Below are 22,619 nucleotides of genomic sequence, written 5' to 3' on the forward strand. Positions count from 1 at the left end.
CGCGCCAGAGAGGACTCATGGTCGGCAGCCTACTGAACTCGTCGAGGCCGACTGCCTGCTGAGTGCCGCAGGACAGCTATTGAGTGCTGTGCCGTCGACCGATCATCCGACGACTATGCTCGTTTCTCCGGACGCACTGATCTGCCGCGACCCGCGCGTTGGAGGCCCATCCAAATCCCTTGGCCAACAGGCGGACCCCGGCACGCGATCATGCAACTCGATGCCGGACTGGCCCAGGGCGCTATCCAGGACCGGGATCTGGTCAAGGCCGGGTACGCCCTGGTCCAGGTAGACATCCGGGGAATCGGTGTCTCCGAGGGCGATTGGCAGCTTTTCGGCCAGTGTGCGCGTGTCGCGAGCGGGAAGGTTCACTCGTCGCAGTCAAAGTCCCAGTGCAGGTAGCTCTTCGCGGTGAGGTTCGACTCTCGCAGGCTGGGGGTCTGGTCGTGAAAGGGGGTGCGAGTGTCGAGCGAGTGCGTGAGGGTGTCGAAGAATTCGAGCAGCGTTTCGGCCCACAGGGTGCCTTCGAAAGCGCCCGAGCCGATACTCAATTCGATGACATGACCGTAGGTCGGTCCGGGGCGGTGCTCGACGAACAAGATGCCGGCGTCGATGGAGTGAGCGATCGGAACCCATTGGTGGGCATGGCCGTAAAGTGTTTCCTCGGGCATTCCCGACGCTCGATTCTCGGCGCTGAAGGTAGTGCGCCATTCGTGACCGTCGAGGATCCGGTCGATCGAGTCGAGCATGTACGCCATCGGCAGGAACTCGGCGCCTTCGACGGCATTCCCGTCGACGTACACAGTGCCGTTGTGATGTTCGAGCAGTGCCCGGGCCGGCCCATCATCGACGAGGCCGCCGCGGCCGCGGGCCGAAATCCCGCCGACATCGCCACCATCTACAACGTCGCGGGCACCATCTCCCGCGACCCGCGACCCGCGACCCGCGACCCGCTGCCCCGGACCCGCTCCGCGGAAGGCCGCTGGATCGGAGGCTCGGTCACCCAGTGGGTGGAGGAACTGACCTACGCCGTCACCGAACACCGCGCCGGTGCGTTCGTCTACCTGACCCGCCCCGGCGACATCATCAGCGACGACACGGTCGACCGGTGGGCGTTCGAGGTGGTGCCCGCCGTCCGCGAGGCAATAGCCCAGCACTGACCCGCATCCGGCGCGACGACCCAGACAGATCCGGACAGGCTTGCCCGGTGCGGAAATCTCGATGCACCACGACCGTCCCGGCCTGCGAGTCGAACTGCGGGAACCTCCGACCGAGGTCACCCACCACACCACACGACGGTGGGCGACCCGCAACCAAACAACCGGAAAGGGACTGCTGCGGGGATCGGGGCGAGCTGACATGCTGTCCAGGTGGTAGCGGGACAGGAGGTAACGATGTCGGGTGAGTTGGTGAAGGTCGTTTTCCGGCTGCCGCAAGATGAGAGCGGATGGCCTCCTGTCGGGGCCGAGAGTATGTGGGCGAACCGGCGCAACGCAGATTGCGTTGCGTTGAACAACATCCCGTTCTTCGTTCGTGGGTTCGCGTCCGGGGACGTTGTGCGGGTCGCCGCTGATGACGATGGCGTGTTGTGGGTCGAGGAAGTGGTGGAGTTTTCCGACAACTGCACCATTCGCATCATCCCGATCGGTGGCGGCGGTGAGGTTGCGGCCAGGCAGGCGGTGTTGGATGCGTTCGCGCCGTTGGGGGTTGAGGGCGAGGGCCTTGCCCAGTTCAACCTGGTCGCCCTGCATGTGCCGGCCAGTGCCGACCTGCACGCGGTGAAACGGCTGGTGGTTGCGGGCGAGGAGGAGGGTCGGTGGCATTACGAGGAAGGTTCCGTCACCGATGAATGGCGGGCGGCGGCTGGCCTGTAGTGCCGAGCTGTCCACTACTTCCGACGCCACGGGCACGGTATCCAGCGACCTCGGCGTGTCAGGCGAATGCCTCGTAATGCCGAAGGCAGGGAGCAAACCCCTCGCGTGGATCAGCTGAAGCTGTAAGAATCCGACCAGTGGGAAACTCTTCCGCGTTTCCAGCGTTTCGGACATTCGAGATCGCTGAGGCGCTAGACGTGGTCGGAAAGTGGCGACGATCCACACGGAAGCCTGCCGATACACCTCCAACTCTGGTGCGCAGAACCGGGATCGGTCGAATCCGCGCTGGAGGCCGCCGGGGCGAGATGGCGGCTGTCCGATGGGATTTCGATTCTCTGCCACCCGTACCCGAACTCGGACTCGACCACACCCTTTACATCCACGCCGAGCAGTTCCATCCCGAACGAGCCAGTTGGCTGGCCTCGCAGGTAGGGCTGAAGACCCTCGGCGAACCGCAGATATCGGCGCTTTGACCCTCTGTCGAATTCCGCGCTACAACGGGCCTTTGCCGCCAGGTGTGTAGCAGCGGTGTCATTCAACGCCATTGAATGCAGGTAGCTGCAAGATAGACCCAACCTCTGTGAGGACACTGCGCACGAACGAGACGATACGAGGGTCGGTGTGGGCTTCAGAACTGTGGTGATCTCTGAGGATCTGCCGTTCGCGTTGCCGTTATGGTTTGTCGAGGCCCATCCCGAGCTGCACTTCGGCACCGGCGGGGATGGATCGTCTCGTCTACCGATCGCAAGCCGCAGTGAGCGCAAGTTCTACGGCTCAAAGGACGATCCGCTCCTTCTCGACCTACAGCGGGTGTTGATCGAAACTTCGTCATGGAGCCACAATGTCGAGCTGATCCTGTTCCACGAGTGCGGTGGGATCACCAAGGTGCTGGTCACGCGCGACCGGATACGCATGGCCGAACCCACGGGCTGGTCCGAAGTCGACGAGATCGAACACTGGTTCTGCGGCTGCTCATTCGATACCCAAGTCGAGCCCGAGCGCTCCGAACTCGAAGAGCGTAGCCGCCCCGAGATCGGAAAGGCCGTCGGCCCACAGGTCGGCCCAGATGAAGAGTGACGATCCGAGTGGATTCCGGGCCGTTCATGTTCGTGCCGATCGAATGGCAACGACGTCGGACCTGTTCGACGAGTTCTCCGTGGAACGCCGGCACCGCGCTGGCTGCTGAGCGTCGCCACGAGTTCGAGATTTTCGTGCGGGCACTGCAACACATACAGGGTGAGCATGTCGCACCGACCGGATTGCTGGCCACGGACGACGGGAAGGCTACGACGCCCGAGCCCAAGGGGTTTCGGATCTTGTCGCACAGCCACCCGGGCGAAGCGCAGAAAACTGCACGGAAGTGGGAGAAGGCCGGGGCTCGTATCCGGGTCGGCATTCGGATCGATCGCTTGGCGAGATCCGCGTCGAGGCAGATGCTCGAGTGCGGCCAACATCCTGCACCGCCGATGTCTCACTCGCCTCAAACGGCGGATGAGCTATTTGCCAGCTATCTCAGGTCAGAGGTCGAACCAGGCGGTGCTGGTCCATTTCGGTGTCTCACCGGGGATGAGCTGGAGGTGGAAGTCCGGGCCGTCGTGTGTCCTGCTGAGTTCGGGTTCGGTGAGTTGGCTGACGGTGCACACGTAGTCGCCGTTGGGCAGTTCGATGCCGGAGCCGTACCAGTCCTTTTCCCCGTCGATGCATTGGTCCTCGAATTGTCCGGCCATCGTGAGGATTTCATAGTTCACGACGATCAGCTCGCCCTTGGTTACGGTGATCGGGCCGATGGCTTGCCGGGCGATTGGGAACTGCGGCTCCACCGATGAGGCGGATACGTCGATCCGCCATCTGCCTCACCCTCTGTGCCCCAGAGCAGGATTTTTCGTCGCTCCATTTCTGATGCGAAGTGCCCGAACAGGGACTCCAAGGTCCAGTTCTCGCTCACGAACGTCTGATAGGTGTGGAGATCCACGATGCAGAGCGCTTCGAACAGTGGCGACGAGATCGCTTGGTCCGTAGCTGCGGCATGCCTCGGGGCTGGTCATTGCGAGTCGTAGTGGTTCGAATTGTGCTGCGGTCGGTGGCGCAGGGGTCTCTCCTGGTTTGCGCACCCTGGCAGCAGCCGCGGTGAGGACCTCCCGCGCGGCATCGGTATCCCCGGTTACCCCGAGTGCGGTGGCGTGGTTGTAGGCATCCAGGCGCCAGTGCTCACCCTCGACGCGCTCTCCGGCCCAATACTTCGGTCCGGGCCGCTCGGCCGCAGCCAGCAAGGCCAGATGGCGGTGGTCATCGGCGGTGTCGTAGAACAACTCCGACACCACGCGGTGAGCGGATCGAACGCTCGAAGTACACGTTGCACAGCCACCAGCCGCCGTCGTAGATCCACTGACGACCGCTGGAGCCGACGGCTCGGAATCCGTGGGGTACCAGGTGGCGGCGACCGGCTTCCCGTAGTGACTGCTGGACAAACCTCTTGTGCGCCTCGCTTTCTGGTTTCAGCGCTAGATACTGGTCGTAGTCGTCGAAATCTGCTGGTATTCGACGCCATATGGCGGCTACCGGAGCCAGGGAGATCCATGACCGGACAACGGAACCCTTTCACTGGCCGAGTTACGACCCTGGCACCAGTCTCGACCAGCCGTCGATCGGATGGCCTCGGACCGACAGTGCTCTGGCGGTGCCGAATCAGGGTTCGACGACCGCCCTCTGCGCGAGTTGCGTGAGACGTTCCCAGGCTGGCGAGGTGATTCCGACGGATTCGCTGACCAGGCGGGTCAGTTTCGGGTCCAATGCCGGAGCCGTTCGTTCGGCTCCGAGGTGCCTGGCGGTCTGCCACCGTCGGGTGCGGTCGGCCAGGTCCAGCAGGCGCGGGTCGTCGGCAGACCAATCGAACGCCGCGTCGTAGTCGAGGTAGATCGCCCGGAATTGCGGGTCGTCGATGGCGTCGAGCTTGTCGGCGATCCAGGCCGCCGCCTGTTCCGGAGCTACCGATTGCATCAGAATCCAGACGTCGCGCTCCATCCGGACTGCCCGGTCGCTGACCCCGAGTTGTTGCAGGCGGTCCAGGTAGTCGGCGACATCGTCGGACACGAACAGGCGATCGCCGCAGCCCAATCCGGCGATCTGTTCGCGGGTGCGGCGGATTTCGTCGGCGCGTTCGGCGAGCGTGCGGTCGATCTCGGCGATCGCTGTCGCGAAATCGTCGGCGTTCGCCGTCAGCAAGAGTTTGACCCGCGCCAAGGGAACACCGGCGCGCGCCAGTGTCTTGATCTTGACCAGATCGATGGCGTCTTCGGCGCGGTAGCGACGATAGCCTGAGGCGTCGCGCGCGGGCTCGGGCAGCAGCCCGCGCTCGTGGTAAACGCGCACAGCCTTGACCGTCACTCCGGCATACTGTGCGAGCTGCCCGATCGTGATCATGCGTGTTCCTTCACTGGTATGTCTTCCGTGGCGGTCATCCCACCCGGGCGAACAACCGCCCGGCGAGATCGATTCCGGTCACGGCACCGGATTCCGCACGAGTGAAGAACCCACGCTGTCCTCGCAGACCACCTTCGGTGACGATGTACTCGTCCGCCCCGCCAGGCAGCAGGCCGAGGATAGCCGGTGGCAGATCGGGCGGCATCTCGGTGTCCGCGGCCGCACGGACATCCGGTTTGATGGCGCATCCGATCGTGACCGCTGTCCCCTCAGCAGTGAGCGTGAGCCGCATCATTTCGTTCTCGTAATACCCGATGATCTCCGCCGCCCGCGCCTGGTCGTAGGGCAGCGGTTCCGGATCACGCTCGACCACCCCGAGGTAATGTTCCAGCACCCAATTCACCAAGTCCCGGTTGAAAACCAGTCCCGCGTCCGGTCCGGCGTTCGACATCACAACCACGGCGAAGTTGCGCTCCGGCACGATGAGCAGGTCCGCGAACTGGCCATTGCCCGATCCGCCGTGACCAATGGTCGCGACACCGTCCACCTCGCGCAGGAACCAGCAGATGCCGAAGGCGTCACCCAGCGTGGTGCCGCGCAACTCCACCGTCTGCTGCCGCATCCGGTGCAGCAACTCCGGGGGCAGAATGCGCTCGCCGGTCTCGGCCCGGCCGTCGCCGAGATGAAACCGAGCCCAGCCCAACAGATCCCGCACCGACGTCGCCATGCCGCCGCCGGGGTTGTTGGAGCGGTTGTCCTTCCACTGCCTGGCAACCGTGAGTGCGCCGTCCGCGTCGGCGTTGTGTCCCACCGCGAACCGCCGGGTCATGGTGGCGTTGACCATGTAGTGGCTGTGTGCCAGTCCGAGCGGTTTCAACAACAGCGACCCGATGGCCCCTTCGAAGGTTGATCCGGTGACATTCTCGATGACTCGGCCAGCCAGGTTGAAACCTTCCTGACTGTAGGACGCCCGCGTTCCTGGTTGCGCGATCAGTGGCGATTCGGCGAGTTTCACCGTGTGCCGCGCCAAAGCGTCGTCGCCTTCGCCGGTATCGACGCCCAACTTCCACTCCAGCCCGGCCGTATGGTTGAGCAGCCGCATCACGGTGATTTCCTCCGCGACCGCATCGGTCGGAGCGAATTCCGGGACATACCGCCGCACCGGCGCATCCAATTCCACCCGGCCCTCCGCGACCAGCCGCATCAACGCGGTCGCGGTGAATGTCTTGCTCACCGAACCGACCGCGAACATGGTGTCCTGGTCCACCGGAAGCGGATTGTCCACGCTCGTCACCCCGTGGCATGCGAAATCTTCTCGACCACAGGCCGATACACCAACGGCGACGCCCGGCACACCCAACCTCTCCGCCGACACCGCTACGAATTCCGACAGTTTCTGTGCTGTTTCGCTCATGCCTTCATGCTCGAACCCTGCCCCTGGGGCAAGGTCAAGCCCTGGGGGAGATCTTTCCGGCAACGGCCCGACCTGCCCACCCGCACGACGGCACCGTGTGGAAGGCAGCTGGATAGGAGGCTCGGTCACCCAGTGGGTGGAGGAACTGACCTACGCCGTCGTCGAGCACCGCGCCGATTCTCGATGCACTACGACCGTCCCGGTCTGCGAGTTGCCAGCAGCGGTCTCGCCGACCCCACCGCATGGGATGACGCCGAACCGACCAATGGCTATGAGCTCGAGGTGTATGGCATCTCCGCGGACCTACCCGCCGACAGCGATACGATGACTGTCGCGACGGTCGCGGGTCCGCTTTCCTCGATCCGCTTGGTCAACGTGAAGCTGTTGACCGCTGCCGAGGGCCGGTTCTGCGTGAACAACGCCATCGGTGACGACATTGCTCGCCGTGAGCTTGCGCGCCGTTTCGCCGAACAGGGCCGCCCGCTATGGTCGAGCCTGAGCCGCCCTTCCGTCGTCTGAGGAATAAGCGGACTTCAGCGGGAGGGGAAAGTTGTCGCCCGGCATTGTCGAGTCCGCGCTATTCGGAACGGCCAGTGCGGGCCGGAACGTACTCGTTCGCCGCGGTTCGGCGCGGGCTGCGGCAACCGCCGACGAGCATACGGATCTGCCGACTTCAGGATGGGTCTTCGATCCAGGTGATTGCTCCGCGGGCGGTGAGCTTGCTGCCATGGGTTCGGGCCCAGGCTTTGATCGCGGCGCTCTGTTCCGGGGTGATGCGGGACGTAAAGCTGTCACGCCGTACGCTTTCAACGCCCATCCGGTGCTGGGTGAGAAGCCGAGAGAGCTCTTCGAACTGGGTCGGTGTCACGAAGACCAGGTAGTAGTCTTCGCCGGAGTTCAGCGACGCCAGTACGGTTCCGAGGGCAAAAGCGTGCTCACCGATCTCTTCCAGGAACGCCTCGATGTAGTCGGCGCGAGGGCTGTCGGCATGTTCGGCGTTGAACGCGGCGACCCAATCCCAGGACAGCGCCGCAGGACAGGACCTCAGCGTTGCCAACTGCTCGCGGACAGACCGGGGATCCTGCTCGCGGGAGATGATCGCCATACTCGCGATCCCGTCCGGAGATTCGGCGGAGCGAAGCGATTCGGCGAGACCCGGGGTGAGGTGGACCAGTCGTTGCGCCATGATGGACCGCACGCTGAAGTCGAAATCGGATTCTTTCGCAACCACTTCGCCGCGGTAGATGCCGTCCGCGTCCACCCTGTCCGCAAAGTCTGCCCAGTCCAAGTTCGCTTCGTTGATATTGTTCTCCACGCTAGCCAACTGAGCGGGCACGACCCGGAACGGCCGGTAGCCGACTCGGTTGTCACCCCGGGGCGGCAGGCTCCAGACTGCCAGGATGGGATGCTCGGGATGGGTGAGGGTGACCTCATCCGCGAGGAAGGACACCAGCGCCCCGCCCGGATGCTTCGCCCGCAGCGCTTCGGGGCTCAGGCCCTCGAATGCCGGGTCGTCGACCAGCGTCGTGTATGCCAGGAACCCTTCCCCGCTGGGTGTCAAGGTCTCTCGGACCAAGGTCCCCCACTCGCGGTCGTCACCGAACCACGTGCGGACGAGGACTGATTTGTTCGGTAGTTCCGCCATGCCCGAACCATAGCCAGCGGGGCCGACACACTCCGGTGCCAGTTCATGCCGATACCAACCGATCTCGGGCCCGCCCAGCGAGGGTCAACGGGCGGAGCGCTTCATGGCCCGCCAAGGGGTATCGGCGGATTCGTCGATGGGATGGCGTTCCACACTGTCGCAGTCTGCGCGTGGGAGCCGATGAATTTGCGGCCTCAGGCCGGTCCAAGCTCATGACACCGTGGAAAGGACACCGCCATGTCTGAGCTTCTCGTCGACTTCATCACCTCCCTCGACGGCTATGCATCGGGAGAGGGGTGGCCCGGTTTCTGGGGCCTCGAGGGCCCGGAGTATCTCGCCTGGCTCGGCGAGCAGCCCGAGCCGACCTATCTGATGGGAGCCAACACCTACCGCCTGATGTCGGGCTTCGCCGCCGGTGAGGTCCCGGACGGTCAGGACGAATTCAGGCCCGAAGAAGAGGCGTCGGTCGACGGGCTCACGCGAGCGTCCAAGGTGGTGTTCTCCGCCTCGCTCGAGGAGCCGCTGACGTGGGCCAACTCCACGCTCGTCCGCGACGACGCCATCGAGACGGTCCGCGCCATGAAATCGAACGGCTCGGGGCCGCTCAGCACGATCGGCAGCCTGAGCCTGTGCCGTTCCCTGTTGCGGGCCGGGCTCGTCGACCGGTTCCGGGTCGTGATGTTCCCGGTCATCACCGGTGCCACGGGTGCGGAACGCATCTACGACGGCTATCCGGACGTCGCGCTCGAGATGATCGGGCATCGCACCTTCGACGGCCGTACCCAGCTGGTCGAGTACCGGCCCCGCGTCCTCGAACACCCGCCCCTCGGTGCCCCTGCGTAACGTCACGCATCCGCGTTCACGGCCGGATCTTCCCGGTAGGGCCGCTCGCGTGCGGGTTGCCGCTGTGTCAGACGCACGGGTTTGGGTAGGCCGTTGACAGAGGCGTTCGGGGTCCCCGGACGCGACGGTCGAGCGACAGTGAATGCGGAGGTGATTGCCGTGTCGGGTGCGCAATCGCAGCACATCGGACCCGGGCCAGCCACCCACGATCCGAGCCGGGAGCCGGTCGGTGAGCTGGTGCAGCAGGCGTCGCAGCAGCTCACCGAGCTGGTGCGTGGGGAGCTGAGGCTGGCACAGGCGGAGATGCGGGAGAAGGGCAAGCGGTACGGAATCAGCGGCGGGCTGTTCGGCGGTGCCGCCGTGGTCGGATTCCTGACCTTGCAGGCCTTGGTCTTCACCGTGATCGCGGCGCTGGCCGTGGCCTTGCCGATGTGGGCGTCGGCGCTGATCGTCACGGCCCTGCTCGCCGTGATCACCGCGGTGCTGGCGCTGATCGGCCGCAAGGAGGTCGATCACGCCACCCCGCCGACACCCGAGCAAACCATCGAAACCGTCAAAGCCGATATCGCTCAGATCAAGGAAAGCGCACACCGATGAATCAGCCGGACTCGGAGAAGAAGACCGCGGCTTCCGTCGACGAGCGGCGCGAGCAGGTCGAGCACACCCGTGAAGAACTCGGGCACACCGTCGAAGCGCTCGCGGCCAAGACGGACGTCAAGGCCCGCGCGCAGGACCGGGCTGAGGTGGCCAAACACCAGGCCGCCGCCAAGGCGGAACAGTTGAAGCACAAGACCACCGACGCCGCCGAGCAGGCACGCAGTCACCCCGGCCTCGTACTCGCGGGTGTGGCGGGCGTGGTGATCGCGGTGTGGGCGGTGCGTCGCCGACGGAACGGGTGATCCAGTGAAATCAGTCGACATTGCCTACAAGCCGATCGGTCTCGTCCTGGGCGCGGTCAGCGGCCTGCTCGCCGCGGCGGTATTCAAGCAGACCTGGAAGATGCTCCGCCACGACGAGCAGGTCCCGGAAGCAACCGACCCGGATCGAAGCTGGCGCGAGGTCCTGCTCGCCGCCGTCGTCCAGGGGGCGATATTCGCTGGAGTCAAGGCCGCCGTCGACCGCGCCGGCGCCACCACCACCCACCGCTTGACCGGCACCTGGCCCAGCTGACACGCCCGGCGGCTGTCATGACGGTCTCGGGCGACGATGACTCCGGCACGACAGTGAAAAGCACCGCCGCGTGGTGAATCACGCGGCGGTGCTCAGCTGTGCGTCAGGCTTGTGCGGCGGCAGGCACGTCTCGGGTGCGGTCGAGTGTGGCGCTGTCCGCGAGTTTGAGCCAGATGACTCCGCCGATGATGACCGCGAGCCAGAATGCTTTGGCCAGGGTCAGGGTTTCGTGGAAGAAGACCGGTCCGAGGAGGGCTGCGCCGACGGCTCCGATACCGGCCCATACGGCGTACCCGATCCCGACGTCGATCTTCTTCAAGGCGACGCTGAGGAAGTACAGGGTGAAGAGGAAGAAGACGATGGCGACGGCCGACCAGAGTGGGTTGGTGAATCCCTCGCTGCCGTTCACGCTGAGGGCGTAGCCGATCTCGAAACCGCCGGCTGCCAGGAGTGCCAGCCAGGGCCCGGTCTTCTGTTCGACCGTTGCGGGTGCCGAAAGTGGCGTGGTGGTCATTGGAGTTGTCCTTTCACGAATGGGGGAGGGGGTTACACGGTTCCGGCGAGATTGAGTCCGACGACGCCGACGATGACGACGGCGATGCCCAGGAGCTTCTTCCAGGTCAGGCGCTGTGCGAGGAACAGCGCGCCGATGACGACGATCGAGACGCCGGCCAGTGCGGTCCACAGGGCGTATCCGACACCGACGTCGAAGGTCAGCAGGGCGAGGCTGAGGAAGAAGGTGGCGATCGCGCCGCTGACGAGCGTGCCGATCGTCCACCGCAGGTTTGTGAAGCCCTGTGCCTTGCCCGCGGCGATGCCGACGGCGACCTCGAAGATGACCGCGATGCCCAGGTAGAGCCAGCTCATGGTGAAGTTCCTTTCAGGTTGGATTATAAATGCATGTACATGCAGATATATGGCAACAAAGAAAGATGTTGTGACAGCGGATAATTCAGGAATCGAGCAGTGCTTCGATCTCCCGCAGGGCCGATCCGAGCTGCCTGATATCGACGCCGGGGAAGTGTGCTGAAGCCGCAGTCAGGAGTTCGGTGATGCGATCTTCGTACGGGGATCGCGCACTGCGGACCAATGCCTCGCCCTGTTCGGTGATGACCGCATAGACGCCGCGCTTGTCGTCCGCGCAGAGATCGCGACGGACGTAACCCTTCGACTCCAAGCGGGTGACCAAGCGCGTCGCCGAACTCTGATTCAGGCCGACGCTCTGCGCGAGATCGTTGACGCGCAACTCCTTTTCGGGGGACTGGCTCACCAAACTCAGCGCGCGAAACTCCGTCAGCCCGACGCGATAGGTATCGGCGAGCCACCGATCGAGGTTCGCGTCCACGGCGGAGGTCAGCGCGGCAACCTTCGACCAGGCGGCGCTGACGCCACTCCGTGGCACCCGTTTCGTGTCAGGTGATTGCATGTACATGCATGTACCGTAACAGGTTCGCGGCGACAACACCAGTGGCACCCGCAGACCGCCCCTCGGCCGCAGACGCTTGTCCCGATCGCCGGTATCTGCTCACCGCGGCCCGACCGATCCGGGCCATCCGCGTTCAATCGGCACCGCCCGGGCGTGCGCTGGTCAGAGCGGCCAGATCGAGCATGATGCGACTGTTCCCGACGGCCAGCGTTGCCCGGCCGGAGTACTCGCCCGCGCTTTCGTAGTGTTCGCCGATGAGCTGGAACGCGGTGAGGCTCGACGGTTCGTCAAGGTCGATGAGCCAGTAGTGGGGTATACCTACTTCGGCGTACTCGGCGAACTTGGTGACGCGGTCGGTGCGTCGGCTGCCGTCGGAGAGTATCTCGACGGCGAGCAGCACGTCCGCGGGTTCCCAGCGGGGCAGATTGGCGGCTATACGGCTCGTCGGGACGACCAGCACATCGGGGACTCGGACGGTCGGTGGTGTGCCCGGCTCGATGACGAGTTCGACCTCCGTCAGGACGCCCTGGTCGGTCGGCAACTGCGGTTCGAGTTGCGCGGCCAGACGCCACATGGCGCGCTGGTGTTGGGACATCGGCCTGGGCGACACGACGAGAACCCCCTCGACGAGTTCATACCAGCGATTGTTTTCGTGTGGGAGTGCGATCCAGTCGTCGAGGGTCAAGAGACGGTCCGGCCAGGACACGACATTCACCGCTGCCTCCCTTCGCGGGTACGAACCCTAGGCAAGTCTTGCACACGACACGCCGTATTCGCTGGTCCGCAGCCCGGCGCGGGACCTATTCGAATGCTGGGGGCTGGCAGCGGGGGCAGAAGTAGATGCTGCGGTCGGCGCGGGTGGGTTCGTCGGGGTCGGGGAGGTGGCGGGCGAGCAGGTTGGTGGCGCAGCGGGGGCAGGGGCGGTGGTGGCGGCCGTAGGCCAAAGCTCGCCATGGGGGGTGGTGGGCGGCCTGGGTGAGGACTCGGTGAGCTTCGTCGACCAGGGCGGGGAGGTCGTCGATGTGACCTATCGGGGTGGCGGGGTGGACCTTGCGGAGAAAGCAGATTTCGCTGCGGTAGATGTTGCCGATTCCGGCGAGATTGCGTTGGTCCAGGAGGGCGAGGCCGATGGGTTGGTCAGGGTGGGTGCGCAGGCGGCGGAGGGCTTCGTCGGGGTCCCAATTCGGACCCAGCAGGTCGGGGCCGAGGTGGTCGGTGGCGGTGTGTTCGTCGGTGCGGGGCAGCACCTCCACCTGGCCGAGGGAGAAGCCGACCGCCTCCGTGTCGGCGGTGGCGAGGATGAGGCGGGCGGTGAAACCCGGCTTGGTCCAGCGTTGTCCAGGGGTGTAGACGCGCCAGGTGCCCTCCATTTTCAGGTGGGTGTGGATGCTGAGGCGCGGGGTGCGGACGAACAGGTGCTTGCCGTAGCTGCCGACACTGTCCAACGGCTCACCGCGCAGGTCGAGGGTGGCGTAGCGGGGTACGCGGAAATCGGTGCGGGTCAGCGTCTTTCCGACCAGCGCCGCGCGCAGCCGCTCGGCCGCGAGGAAGACGGTGTCACCCTCGGGCATATCGCTGCCGTGGGACGGTCACGGACGGCTCCGTAGTCGGAAACCGCGCGGGGTGGGGGCGAAGCCCGCCGAGGTCAGGAAGTCGGCGAAGGTGTTGCCGTGCACGGATTCCCCGTTCACCCGGTCGATGACCAGCGAATCCACGCGCCGGGCGTGTACCAGTCCGGCCAGGGCACCGGCGGCGGCCGTGCGCACCGCCGGATCCTCGGTGAAGGTCAGCAGCGTCTTGCCGCCGCGCTCCAGATACAGCGCCAGCTCGCCCTCCACCAGCACCACCAGCGCCCCGGCCTTGCGCCCCGGCCGATGCCCCGCCCCCTCGGCCGCCGCCTTGGGCCACGGCAGCGCCGCCCCGTACGGATTCGCCGGATCGCAGGCGGCCAGCGCGAGAGCGGAACCGGCTGCCTCGGTTTCGTAGGAGCGCAGCCGGTCCACCACATCCGTGGTCGAGAACTGCGCGCCGCCCAGGGAATCCACGAAATAGCCGCGGCGGCAGCGGCCGCGGTCCTCGAACTCGGTGAGCACCCGGTACATGAGGGCGAAGCCGCCGGGTACGCCCTCGCTCTGGACCGAGCCGCGGGTGAGTACGCCGTAGCGTTCCAGCAGCACGTCGGCGGTGGCGTGCGCGCGAATCGTATTGTCCGCCAACCGCTCCGGAAGCAGAGACCAGCGTCCGGCCACCTGCGGCGGGCTGGTGCGGGTCGGTGCGCCCGCGCGGGGGAGGTACATGCGTCCGCGCGGGGCGCGGCGCGGAGTGCGGTGGGCGGTGGTGGTGCGGGTGGTGCCGGAGAGCAGCGCGCGCACGGGGGCGAAGGTGTCACCGCCCACGTGGCCCGCCCACACCAGCTCCCACAGGGCGGTCACGACCGGGGCCTCGTCCTCGGTGCCGGTGGCCTCCGCCAACTGCCGGAAGAAGTACGCCCCACCGGAACTCGGCACCACCTGGGCGGTCGCGGATTCGCCCGCACCCGGGGCGGCGGCCGCGCCGATCACGGTCGCGCCCATGGCCGTCAACAGACTGATGTGTACCTCGCCGAGTTCCAGTTCGTCGGGCGGCGGCAGGGTGAGGGGCGCTTGGTCGGCCGGATGCAGGGCGACCCAGCCGTCCTTGGCGGTGATCGCGCCGTGGCCGGACCAGAGCACCTCACCGGTGGCCAGGAGTTCGTCCAGCATGGCGGGGGTGTAGTCGCGCACCCGCGAGGGCAGCACGAGCGATTCCCAGGCCGAGGCCGGAATAGGCACGCCCGCAAGCTGTTCCACCACGGCGGCGACACCGTCCACGCCGCGCAGTTCCCCGGTGCCGACATGCTGCCAGGCGGGTAGGAAACGTCCGAGGGCGGCGGTGGCGACCGGCTCCACCTCCTTGCGGGCGGCGGCGAGCGAGCGGCGGCGCAGTCGGCGCAGCACCTGGCTGTCGCACCATTCGGCGCCCGCCGCTCCGGGTGTGAATTCGCCTTCCACCACTCGCTTTTCGAGCGCGAGGCGGTGCAGGGCGGTAGCGGCCACGGCCGGGCCGAGCCCGAAGCGGTGCGCCACCGCGTCCAGGGTGAACGGTCCGTGGGTGCGGGCGTAGCGGCCGACGAGATCGCCCAGCGGATCGGCCACCGGTTCCACGAATGCCGCCGGAACGCCGATGGGCAGTGGCACGCCGAGCGCGTCCCGCAGTCGAGCGGCATCCTCCACCGCCACCCACCAGGTTGATCCCGCGAAGGAGACCTCCAGCGCCCGGTGGGTTTTCACCAACTCCGCGAACCACTCACGCGGGTCCGCGACACAGCGCAGCGCCGCCTCCTCGGCGGTGAGCGGCCCGAGCAGCCGCAGCAGATCGGCCAGCCCCTCCAGATCCCGGGCGTGCCGCTCCGGGGTGAGCCGCTGCAACTCCCGCTCGGTCAGCTCGAGTACCGCCGCGTCGAGCAGTTCGCGCAGTTCCACCCGGCCCAGCAGTTCCGCGAGCAGGCTGGAGTCCAGCGACAGCGCCGCCGCCCGCCGCTCGGCGAGGGGACTGTCGCCCTCGTACATGAACTGGCCGATGTAGTCGAACAGCAGCGAATTCGCGAAGGGCGACGGCGTGGCGGTCTCCACCTCGACCAGCCGCAGTTGCCGCCGCGCCACCCGGCTCAGCAGATCGCGCAGCGAGGGCAGGTCGTACACGTCCTGGAGGCATTCGCGCACCGTCTCCAGCAGCATGGGGAAGTCCGGAAACTTGCGCGCCACATCGAGCAGCTGCGCCGCCCGCTGCCGTTGCTGCCATAGCGGAGCCCGTTTGCCCGGATCGCGGCGCGGCAGCAGCAGTGCCCGCGCCGAACACTCCCGGAATCGCGAGGCGAACAGCGCCGAACCGCCCACCTGCTCGGTCACTACATCGTCGATCTCATCCGGTTCGAAGACGAACAGCTCGGCCCCGGGTGGCTCGTCGGTGGTGTCCGGCAGCCGCACCACGATCCCGTCGTCCGACGGTGTCGGCGCGGCATCCACCCCGAACCGCTCCCGCAGCCGCGCCCCCACCGCCAGCGCCCACGGCGCGTGCACCGGCAGCCCGTACGGCGAATGCAGCACCAGCCGCCAGTCACCCAATTCGTCCCGGAACCGCTCCACCAGCAGCGTCTTGTCCGTCGGCAGCTGTCCGGTCGCCGCCCGCTGCTCCTCCAGCAGCGCAACAAGATTCGCCGTGGCGTTCTCGTCCAGCCCCGCAGCCGCCGACACCTCGACCGCCTGCCCGGCCTGCCGCACGAATTCGCCCAGCGCAGCACCCAATTCGGCCGGGCGGCCCAGCGAGTCGCCGTGCCAGAAGGGCAGTCGCCCCGGCAGCCCGAACGCCGGGGTGACCAGCACCCGGTCGAAGGTGATCTCCTCGATGCGCCAGCTGGTGGCCCCGAGCGCGAACACATCCCCGACGCGGGATTCGTACACCATCTCCTCGTCGAGTTCGCCGACGCGCGAAGCCTTCTCGCCCACCATGAACACCGGGAACAGCCCGCGATCCGGAATGGCCCCGCCGGAGGTGACCGCCAATCGCTGCGCCCCCGGCCGTCCGGTGAGCGTCCCGGCGTCGCGATCCCACACGATGCGCGGCCGCAGTTCGGCGAACTCGTCGGACGGATACCGCCCGGACAGCAGATCCAGCACCGATTCGTAGGCCGAACGCGGCAGTGCCGCATAGCTTCCCGTACTCCGCACCACCTCGAACCAGGCATCGGCGTCCAGTGGTTCCAGCGCGCACGCCGCCACGGTCTGCTGGGCGAGGATGTCCAGGGGGTGTGCCGGAATCTTCAGCTCCTCGATCTGCCCGGAGGTCATGCGCATCGACGCCACCGCGCAGTGGATGACGTCGGTGCGGTGCTTGGGGAAGATCACGCCGCGCGAGATCTCGCCCACCTGGTGTCCGGCTCGTCCGACGCGTTGCAGCCCGCTCGCCACCGAGGGCGGCGCTTCGACCTGCACCACCAATTCCACCGCACCCATATCGATGCCGAGTTCCAGACTGCTGGTGGCCACCACGCAGCGCAGCCGCCCGCTCTTGAGGTCGTCCTCGATGAGCGCCCGCTGCTCCTTGCTCACCGAGCCGTGGTGCGCTCGCGCCAGCAGCGGTGCGGCGCCGTGCACCACCTCGGTCGACGGACCCAGCTGGGCGGGCGGCGCGTGCTCGGTATCCACCGTCTCCCCGAGCCGGGCCGCGTACGCCTCGTTCAGCCGGGCGGTGAGCCGTTCCGAGAGTCGCCGCGAATTGGCGAACACGATGGAGGACCGGTGTTCGAGCACCAGGTCCACGATGGCCTCGTCCACATGCGGCCAGATGGAGGCGGCCTCCCCGGACTCGTCCGGTTCGGTCATATCCGCCACCGGCACCCGCACGGTGAGGTCGAAGGTCTTGGGCGCGGGTGGCGACACGACGGTGATCGGGGCATTGCCCACCAGGAACCGCCCCACCTCGGCGGGCGGGCGCACCGTGGCCGACAGCCCGATCCGCTGTGCCGGGCGTTCGGTCAGCAAATCCAGTCGAGCCAGTGAAAGCGCAAGGTGCGCACCGCGTTTGGACCCGGCAATGGCGTGCACCTCGTCCACGATCACGGTGTGCACCCCGCGCAGCGTCTCGCGCGCCGCCGAGGTGAGCATGAGGAACAGCGACTCGGGCGTGGTGATGAGGATGTCGGGCGGCGTGCGCTGCATGGACCGCCGATCCGCGGCGCTGGTATCCCCCGACCGCACCCCCACCCGGATCTCCGGCGGCTCCGACCCCAACCGCTCGGCCGTCTGCGTCACCCCCACCAGCGGCGCGCGCAGATTCCGCTCCACGTCCACGGCCAGCGCCTTCAGTGGCGAGATGTACAGCACCGAGGTGGTGCGCGGTCCCTCCGCGGGCTCGCGTGCGGCCAGCCGGTCGATGGCCCACAGGAACGCCGACAGCGTTTTGCCCGACCCGGTCGGCGCGACGACGAGCGTGTGCTCCCCGGCGGAAATGGCCTCCCAGGCCCCCAACTGCGCGGCCGTCGGCGCCGGGAACGCGCCGTCGAACCACTGCCGGGTGGCGGGGGAGAACCGATCCATGCCCCCCAGTCTGCACCCGGGCACCGACATCATCCGGATATCACCCGGTCACAGTCGAGACAACGGCGGGCAATCGAAGTACGCCCGCCGATGCCGCGCGTACGCTTTCCAACCGTGCAGAAGGTGCTAAGACTCGACCTGGTCAGTCACGGCATGACCGAGGCGATGCGCAAGGCACGATTCCCCGTCGACGAACCGCTCACCGAAGCCGGACGGCGGGCCGCCTCCGCCTGCGGACGCCTCAATACCGCCCGGGTGCTGACCGCGCCGGAACGCCGCACCGTCGAAACGGCCGCCCTGATGGGACTGCTGGGCGCCGAGGACGACCGACTACGCGACCTGGACGCGGGCGCGTGGCGCGGCGGCGAACTCATGACGGTGCCCAAGGAGGACCTCTACGCCTGGCTCACCGACCCCACCTTCAAGGGGCACGGGGGCGAGTCCGTGGTGGACGTGATCGAGCGTACGGCCCAGTGGCTGGCCGATATCGCCGCCGACGGGGAGCCCACCATCGCCATCACCCATCCCGCCGTCATCCGGTGCGCACTACTGGTGGCGCTGGACGCGCCCGCGAAGTCGTTCTGGCGCATCGACATTCCGCCGGTGAGCATTACCCGGCTGCACTACCGAGGCGAGTGGACCCTGCACTTCCGGGCGTGACCCCGCCGCCTGCCCCGGGGGTGATCATGGACCGCACCGCATCGGTGATCAGCCGCGCCGACAGGCTCGGGTCGATGGCCCGCTGAATCCCCAGCCCCAGCCCGAGGCTCAGCACCGCGGTGGCGGCGTCCTCCGGTGGCATGGGCAGCGCGATGCCCAGCGATCCGGCCAGACTCTGCAATTGCGCGGCGACGGTACCGCGAATCAGCGACAGATTCGACACCAGCGCGGCCTGTAGCGCCGGATCGTCGCGCGCCACGATGGCGAACTCGAATTCCAGCATGGTCCAGCCGATATCACCGAGGGTGCGTTCGGCCCAGTCCTGGAAGGCCGCCATGCGCTCGTCGAATGCCTCGTGCGCGGCCAGCAGCGCGCTCACCTCGCCGAACTTGGTCTCGTGAATGAGTTCGAGCACCTCCAGGCACAGCTGGGATTTGGTGCGGAAGTTCGAGTACACCGCGCCCTTGGAATATCCGGCCTCCTCGGCGACGCGCTCCAGACTGGTCTTGGCGTAGCCGTCGGTGAGGAAGAGGTCACGCGCGGTGGCCAGCAGGTCCGCGCGGGTGCGGGCCTGGCTCTCGGACCGGGTGAGACGTGGCATGCGTCGATTCTATGTACCCACAGTTTTGGGATACCGCCGGTATTCGAGAACTGCTAGTGTTCGAAACCATGAGTAACAGCAACGGGTCACAGCGACGTGGCCTGGCCATCGGCTGCGGGGGCACGCTCGGCGCGGCGTGGATCATCGCCGCGCTGGCCGCGGCGCGCGACGTCCTGGACTGGGATCCGCGCACGGCGGACGCCATGATCGGCACCTCCGCGGGGGCCGAAATGGTCACCCTGCTCGGCAGCGGCATCGCGGTGGACGACCTGGTCGCCATGCAGCGGGGGGAGTCGAGCGATCCGGTGCTGACCGCGCATATGCGCGCGGAGCCGGGCCGGTTCCCGCCGCTGCCGCGACCGCGCCTCGGCGCGCCCGCGGGAACGCTGCGCGCCCTGCGCGACGGTCGGATCTCCGGCGGTCAGCGGCTGCTGACCGCCGCCAGCGGACTGCTGCCCGTCGGCGGCGGCGATCCGGGCTGGTTGCAGCGGCTGGCCGACCGGCTGCGGCCCGACGGTGGCTGGTTGCCGCATCCGGCGGCCCGGCTGGTGGCCATGGACTACGCCACCGGGGAGCGGGTGGCGTTCGGCGCGCCCGGCGCACCGAAGGCGAATCTCGGTGCGGCCCTGCGGGCCTCGTGGGCGGTGCCGGGCTGGTTCCCGCCGGTACCCATCGCCGGACGCCGCTTCATCGACGGCGGCGCGGCCTCCACCGCCTCGGTGGATCTGCTCATTCCCGATCACCTCGACGAAATCGTGGTGCTCACCCCCATGGCCTCCGCCACCCCGGTGCCCGCCACCGGCCCCGGACACCTCCTCGAACGCCAACTGCGCCGGCGGATGACCGCGCGGCTCGACGACGAGATCGCGCGGGTGCGCGCCACCGGCACCAAGGTGCTGTGCCTCGGGGCCGACGCCGAGGACCTGGCGGTGATGGGGCCGAACTTCATGGACGGCCGCCGCCGCCGAGAGACCTTCGAACACAGTCTGGTCAGCACCCGCAAAGCCATGGAGCAAGGGGAATTCGCATGAGCATCTTCGGAAGCGGTTATCCCGCAATCGATCCGAGAGGGGCCCGGGTTCTGGTCACCGGGGCCGGGCGGGGGATCGGCCGGTGCACGGCCGAGCTGTTCGCGGGCAAGGGGGCGCAGGTCGCCATCGCCGACGTCGACACCGCCGCCGCCGAGGCCACGGCGGCGGCCCTGGGAGCCAAGGCATTCGAACTCGATGTCCGTGATCGCGCACAGTGGGACCGGGTGGTCACCGAATTCGGCGGCGTCGACATCCTGGTGAACAATGCCGGTGTCATGCCCGCAGGGGCCTTCCTGGACGAACCGGACGCGGTGGGCCGCACCACCATGGACGTGAACGTCTGGGGGCTCATCCACGGTATGCGCGCGGTCGCGCCCGGCATGATCGACCGCGGGTCCGGTCATATCGTGAATGTCGCCTCGCTGGCGGGCAAGATCCCGCTGCCGGGGCTGGCCGTCTACAACGCCAGCAAGTTCGCCGCCGTCGGCCTCTCCGCGGCCACCCGGCTGGAATTCGCCGAGCACGGCGTGAGCGTCAGCTGCGTCCTGCCTTCCGCCGTCCGCACCCGCCTGTCGTCGGGATTGACACTGGGACACGGCCTTCCGACCGTCGACCCGGAGGACGTGGCCGCCGCCGTCGTCCAGACCGTCCGCACCCGCAAGGCGGAGGTGGCCGTCCCCAACTACCTCGGACCGGTGGACGTGGCCCTGGCCGCCGCCCCCGAACCGGCGGTCCGCCTGGTCCGCCGCCTGTTCGGCGGCGACCGCGCCCTGCACCCCGCCGACACCGCCACCCGCGAGCGGTACGAGGCGCAGATCCGCGCCATCACCACCGAGGAGAGCTGACCCTCTTCGTACGGTCGGCGACTACTCGAAGCGGATGCCCTGTGCCAGCGGTAGTTCGGTCGAGTAGTTGACGGTATTGGTGGCCCGGCGCATGTACGCCTTCCACGAGTCCGAGCCGGATTCGCGACCGCCGCCGGTCTCCTTCTCGCCACCGAACGCGCCGCCGATCTCCGCACCCGAGGTGCCGATATTGACATTGGCGATACCGCAGTCGGAGCCGTCGGCGGCCAGGAAGCGTTCCGCCTCGCGCTGGTCGCGGGTGAAGATCGCGGACGAAAGGCCCTGCGGCACACCGTTGTGCAGGTCGATGGCGGCGTCCAGGTCGTGGTAGGGGAGTGCGTAGAGAATGGGGGCGAAGGTCTCCTCGCGCACCACCGCGGTCTGGGCGGGCATCCGTACCAGCGCGGGGCGCACGTAGAAGGCGTCCTCGCCGAAACCCTCCACCCGCTCACCGCCGCAGATCAACTCGCCGCCGTCCTCGAGCGCGCGCTGCAGCGCGGCCTGCATGCCGAGGTAGCCCGCACTGTTGATGAGCGGACCCACCAGCACCCCCTCGTCGAGCGGATTGCCCACGCGCAGTTGCCGGTACGCGGCCGCCACTCGATCCAGCAGCGGTCCGATCACGTCCGCGTGCACGATGAGTCGCCGCAGGGTGGTGCAGCGCTGCCCGGCGGTGCCGGCGGCGGCGAACACGATGGCCCGCGCGGCCAGATCCAGATCCGCCGACGGCGTCACCACCGCGGCGTTGTTGCCGCCCAACTCCAGCAGGCAGCGGCCGAACCGGGCCGCCACCCGCGGGGCCACCGTGCGGCCCATGCGCACCGACCCGGTGGCGCTCACCAGTGCGACCCGGGCGTCGTCGACCAGCTGTTCACCCACCTCGGCCGAGCCCTGAACCAGTTGGTGCACTTCGGGATCCGCCCCCGCCTCGACCGCCGCGCGGCGCAGCAGGGTGTGGCAGGCCAGCGCCGTGAGCGGTGTGGTCTCCGACGGCTTCCACACCACGGTGTCACCGCACACCAGCGCCAGCGCGGTATTCCAGGCCCACACGGCCACGGGGAAGTTGAACGCCGAGATCACCCCGACCACCCCGAGCGGATGCCAGGTCTCCATGAGCCGGTGCCCCGGGCGTTCCGACGGCATGGTGCGCCCGTACAGCTGGCGCGACTGGCCGATGGCGAATTCGCAGATGTCGATCATCTCCTGCACTTCGCCGCGCGCCTCGGCCGGGATCTTGCCCGCCTCCAGCGTTACCAGTTCGCCGAGTTCCTCCTGATGCTCGGCCAGCAGTGCGGCCAGCCGCCGCACCACCGCCGCGCGCACCGGTGCGGGCACGGTGCGCCAGTCCCGGAAGGCCGTCGCCGCCCGCTCGACCGCCGCGTCCACCTCCGCCCGGGAACTCGCTCGCAGGCTGGCCAAGTCACCGCCGGTGATAGGAGTGCGGGCCGGTAGCGGACCCGGCTCCGGCATGGCCACGCCGAGCCGCTGCAACAGCGCCTCGGCACGGTTCCTCAGCTCGCGAGTGTTGCGCTCGGTCAATGCCTGAGTCATCTGCACCTCCTGGGTTCCCACCACCG

General features: G+C 67.5%; 24 protein-coding genes. 11 read left to right on the forward strand and 13 right to left on the reverse strand.

Features of this window, described 5'->3' with window-relative positions; genetic code table 11:
* Positions 1 to 368: 368 nt before the first annotated feature.
* Positions 369 to 803 (reverse strand): SMI1/KNR4 family protein, encoded by a 435-nt coding sequence (locus ON31_RS06595; protein ID WP_051036936.1) that lies wholly within the window; start codon positions 801 to 803, stop codon positions 369 to 371.
* Positions 804 to 812: 9 nt separating this feature from the next.
* On the opposite strand from ON31_RS06595, the gene ON31_RS06600 reads away from it, so the two are divergent.
* The 3 genes from ON31_RS06600 to ON31_RS06610 all read left to right on the forward strand — a co-directional run bounded on the left by ON31_RS06600 (position 813) and on the right by ON31_RS06610 (position 2,951).
* Positions 813 to 1,160 carry a hypothetical protein gene (locus ON31_RS06600; protein ID WP_174385103.1) on the forward strand — a complete coding sequence of 116 codons (348 nt, stop codon included), beginning with the start codon at positions 813 to 815 and terminating at the stop codon, positions 1,158 to 1,160.
* 234 nt (positions 1,161 to 1,394) lie between these two features.
* Complete coding sequence (locus ON31_RS06605; protein ID WP_039810565.1) at positions 1,395 to 1,874, forward strand: DUF4265 domain-containing protein; 480 nt, start codon at positions 1,395 to 1,397, stop codon at positions 1,872 to 1,874.
* A 621-nt stretch (positions 1,875 to 2,495) separates the two neighbouring features.
* Positions 2,496 to 2,951 (forward strand): hypothetical protein, encoded by a 456-nt coding sequence (locus ON31_RS06610; protein WP_039810439.1) that lies wholly within the window; start codon positions 2,496 to 2,498, stop codon positions 2,949 to 2,951.
* 440 nt (positions 2,952 to 3,391) lie between these two features.
* Here ON31_RS06610 and ON31_RS06615 read toward each other — a convergent pair whose 3' ends face one another.
* The 3 genes from ON31_RS06615 to ON31_RS06625 form a co-directional block, all read right to left on the reverse strand.
* Positions 3,392 to 3,601 carry a hypothetical protein gene (locus ON31_RS06615; RefSeq protein ID WP_218007291.1) on the reverse strand — a complete coding sequence of 70 codons (210 nt, stop codon included), beginning with the start codon at positions 3,599 to 3,601 and terminating at the stop codon, positions 3,392 to 3,394.
* Between the two features lie 958 nt (positions 3,602 to 4,559).
* Positions 4,560 to 5,294, reverse strand: coding sequence for a MerR family transcriptional regulator (locus ON31_RS06620; RefSeq protein ID WP_039810443.1), 735 nt, complete (start codon positions 5,292 to 5,294; stop codon positions 4,560 to 4,562).
* Positions 5,295 to 5,328: 34 nt separating this feature from the next.
* Positions 5,329 to 6,708: a serine hydrolase domain-containing protein gene (locus ON31_RS06625; RefSeq protein ID WP_039810445.1), complete on the reverse strand. Its 1,380-nt coding sequence runs from the start codon at positions 6,706 to 6,708 to the stop codon at positions 5,329 to 5,331.
* A 183-nt stretch (positions 6,709 to 6,891) separates the two neighbouring features.
* Between ON31_RS06625 and ON31_RS06630 the strand changes: the two genes are divergently transcribed.
* Positions 6,892 to 7,227: a hypothetical protein gene (locus tag ON31_RS06630; RefSeq protein ID WP_039810447.1), complete on the forward strand. Its 336-nt coding sequence runs from the start codon at positions 6,892 to 6,894 to the stop codon at positions 7,225 to 7,227.
* 154 nt (positions 7,228 to 7,381) lie between these two features.
* On the opposite strand, the gene ON31_RS34535 is transcribed toward ON31_RS06630, so the two are convergent.
* Positions 7,382 to 8,353, reverse strand: a complete 972-nt coding sequence (locus tag ON31_RS34535) for a DUF6630 family protein (protein WP_051036938.1) — start codon at positions 8,351 to 8,353, stop codon at positions 7,382 to 7,384.
* Positions 8,354 to 8,590: 237 nt separating this feature from the next.
* Between ON31_RS34535 and ON31_RS06640 the strand changes: the two genes are divergently transcribed.
* The 4 genes from ON31_RS06640 (at position 8,591) to ON31_RS06655 (ending at position 10,366) form a co-directional block, all read left to right on the forward strand.
* Positions 8,591 to 9,196, forward strand: a complete 606-nt coding sequence (locus ON31_RS06640; protein WP_039810449.1) for a dihydrofolate reductase family protein — start codon at positions 8,591 to 8,593, stop codon at positions 9,194 to 9,196.
* Between the two features lie 159 nt (positions 9,197 to 9,355).
* Positions 9,356 to 9,793, forward strand: coding sequence for a phage holin family protein (locus ON31_RS06645; RefSeq protein ID WP_255222007.1), 438 nt, complete (start codon positions 9,356 to 9,358; stop codon positions 9,791 to 9,793).
* Positions 9,790 to 10,095, forward strand: a complete 306-nt coding sequence (locus ON31_RS06650) for a DUF3618 domain-containing protein (RefSeq protein ID WP_039810452.1) — start codon at positions 9,790 to 9,792, stop codon at positions 10,093 to 10,095. Before ON31_RS06645 ends, ON31_RS06650 begins: the two co-directional genes overlap by 4 nt.
* Before the next feature lie 4 nt (positions 10,096 to 10,099).
* Complete coding sequence (locus ON31_RS06655) at positions 10,100 to 10,366, forward strand: DUF4235 domain-containing protein (RefSeq protein ID WP_039810455.1); 267 nt, start codon at positions 10,100 to 10,102, stop codon at positions 10,364 to 10,366.
* A 103-nt stretch (positions 10,367 to 10,469) separates the two neighbouring features.
* On the opposite strand, the gene ON31_RS06660 is transcribed toward ON31_RS06655, so the two are convergent.
* The 6 genes from ON31_RS06660 to ON31_RS06685 form a co-directional block, all read right to left on the reverse strand.
* Positions 10,470 to 10,880: a DMT family transporter gene (locus ON31_RS06660; RefSeq protein WP_051036939.1), complete on the reverse strand. Its 411-nt coding sequence runs from the start codon at positions 10,878 to 10,880 to the stop codon at positions 10,470 to 10,472.
* A gap of 32 nt (positions 10,881 to 10,912) precedes the next feature.
* Positions 10,913 to 11,233 carry a DMT family transporter gene (locus ON31_RS06665; RefSeq protein WP_039810458.1) on the reverse strand — a complete coding sequence of 107 codons (321 nt, stop codon included), beginning with the start codon at positions 11,231 to 11,233 and terminating at the stop codon, positions 10,913 to 10,915.
* 85 nt (positions 11,234 to 11,318) lie between these two features.
* Positions 11,319 to 11,798: a MarR family winged helix-turn-helix transcriptional regulator gene (locus tag ON31_RS06670; RefSeq protein WP_039810461.1), complete on the reverse strand. Its 480-nt coding sequence runs from the start codon at positions 11,796 to 11,798 to the stop codon at positions 11,319 to 11,321.
* A gap of 127 nt (positions 11,799 to 11,925) precedes the next feature.
* Positions 11,926 to 12,507 (reverse strand): Uma2 family endonuclease, encoded by a 582-nt coding sequence (locus ON31_RS06675; RefSeq protein WP_039810462.1) that lies wholly within the window; start codon positions 12,505 to 12,507, stop codon positions 11,926 to 11,928.
* A gap of 85 nt (positions 12,508 to 12,592) precedes the next feature.
* Positions 12,593 to 13,363 carry a DNA-formamidopyrimidine glycosylase family protein gene (locus tag ON31_RS06680; RefSeq protein ID WP_039810465.1) on the reverse strand — a complete coding sequence of 257 codons (771 nt, stop codon included), beginning with the start codon at positions 13,361 to 13,363 and terminating at the stop codon, positions 12,593 to 12,595.
* 18 nt (positions 13,364 to 13,381) lie between these two features.
* Complete coding sequence (locus tag ON31_RS06685; RefSeq protein WP_085996351.1) at positions 13,382 to 17,905, reverse strand: ATP-dependent helicase; 4,524 nt, start codon at positions 17,903 to 17,905, stop codon at positions 13,382 to 13,384.
* 114 nt (positions 17,906 to 18,019) lie between these two features.
* Here ON31_RS06685 and ON31_RS06690 point away from each other — a divergent pair, with 114 nt between their 5' ends.
* Positions 18,020 to 18,565 carry a histidine phosphatase family protein gene (locus ON31_RS06690; RefSeq protein WP_029925649.1) on the forward strand — a complete coding sequence of 182 codons (546 nt, stop codon included), beginning with the start codon at positions 18,020 to 18,022 and terminating at the stop codon, positions 18,563 to 18,565.
* Here the strand turns inward: ON31_RS06690 and ON31_RS06695 are convergent.
* Entirely contained in the window at positions 18,516 to 19,166 is a 651-nt protein-coding gene (locus ON31_RS06695) for a TetR/AcrR family transcriptional regulator (protein ID WP_051036940.1), read from the reverse strand. The two genes, ON31_RS06690 and ON31_RS06695, sit on opposite strands and share 50 nt — an antisense overlap.
* A gap of 68 nt (positions 19,167 to 19,234) precedes the next feature.
* Here ON31_RS06695 and ON31_RS06700 point away from each other — a divergent pair, with 68 nt between their 5' ends.
* Both ON31_RS06700 and ON31_RS06705 read left to right on the forward strand, forming a co-directional pair.
* Positions 19,235 to 20,197, forward strand: a complete 963-nt coding sequence (locus ON31_RS06700; RefSeq protein WP_039810579.1) for a patatin-like phospholipase family protein — start codon at positions 19,235 to 19,237, stop codon at positions 20,195 to 20,197.
* The gene (locus tag ON31_RS06705; protein ID WP_039810466.1) at positions 20,194 to 21,042 is read left to right on the forward strand and encodes an SDR family oxidoreductase; all 849 of its coding nucleotides are present in this window, start codon (positions 20,194 to 20,196) and stop codon (positions 21,040 to 21,042) included. The genes ON31_RS06700 and ON31_RS06705 overlap by 4 nt, the downstream gene beginning before the upstream one ends.
* 21 nt (positions 21,043 to 21,063) lie before the next feature.
* On the opposite strand, the gene amaB is transcribed toward ON31_RS06705, so the two are convergent.
* Positions 21,064 to 22,593, reverse strand: coding sequence for an L-piperidine-6-carboxylate dehydrogenase (gene amaB, locus ON31_RS06710; RefSeq protein ID WP_039810582.1), 1,530 nt, complete (start codon positions 22,591 to 22,593; stop codon positions 21,064 to 21,066).
* Positions 22,594 to 22,619: the final 26 nt, after the last annotated feature.

It is taken from the genome of Nocardia otitidiscaviarum NBRC 14405 (assembly GCF_000308635.1).
Classification (GTDB): domain Bacteria; phylum Actinomycetota; class Actinomycetes; order Mycobacteriales; family Mycobacteriaceae; genus Nocardia; species Nocardia otitidiscaviarum.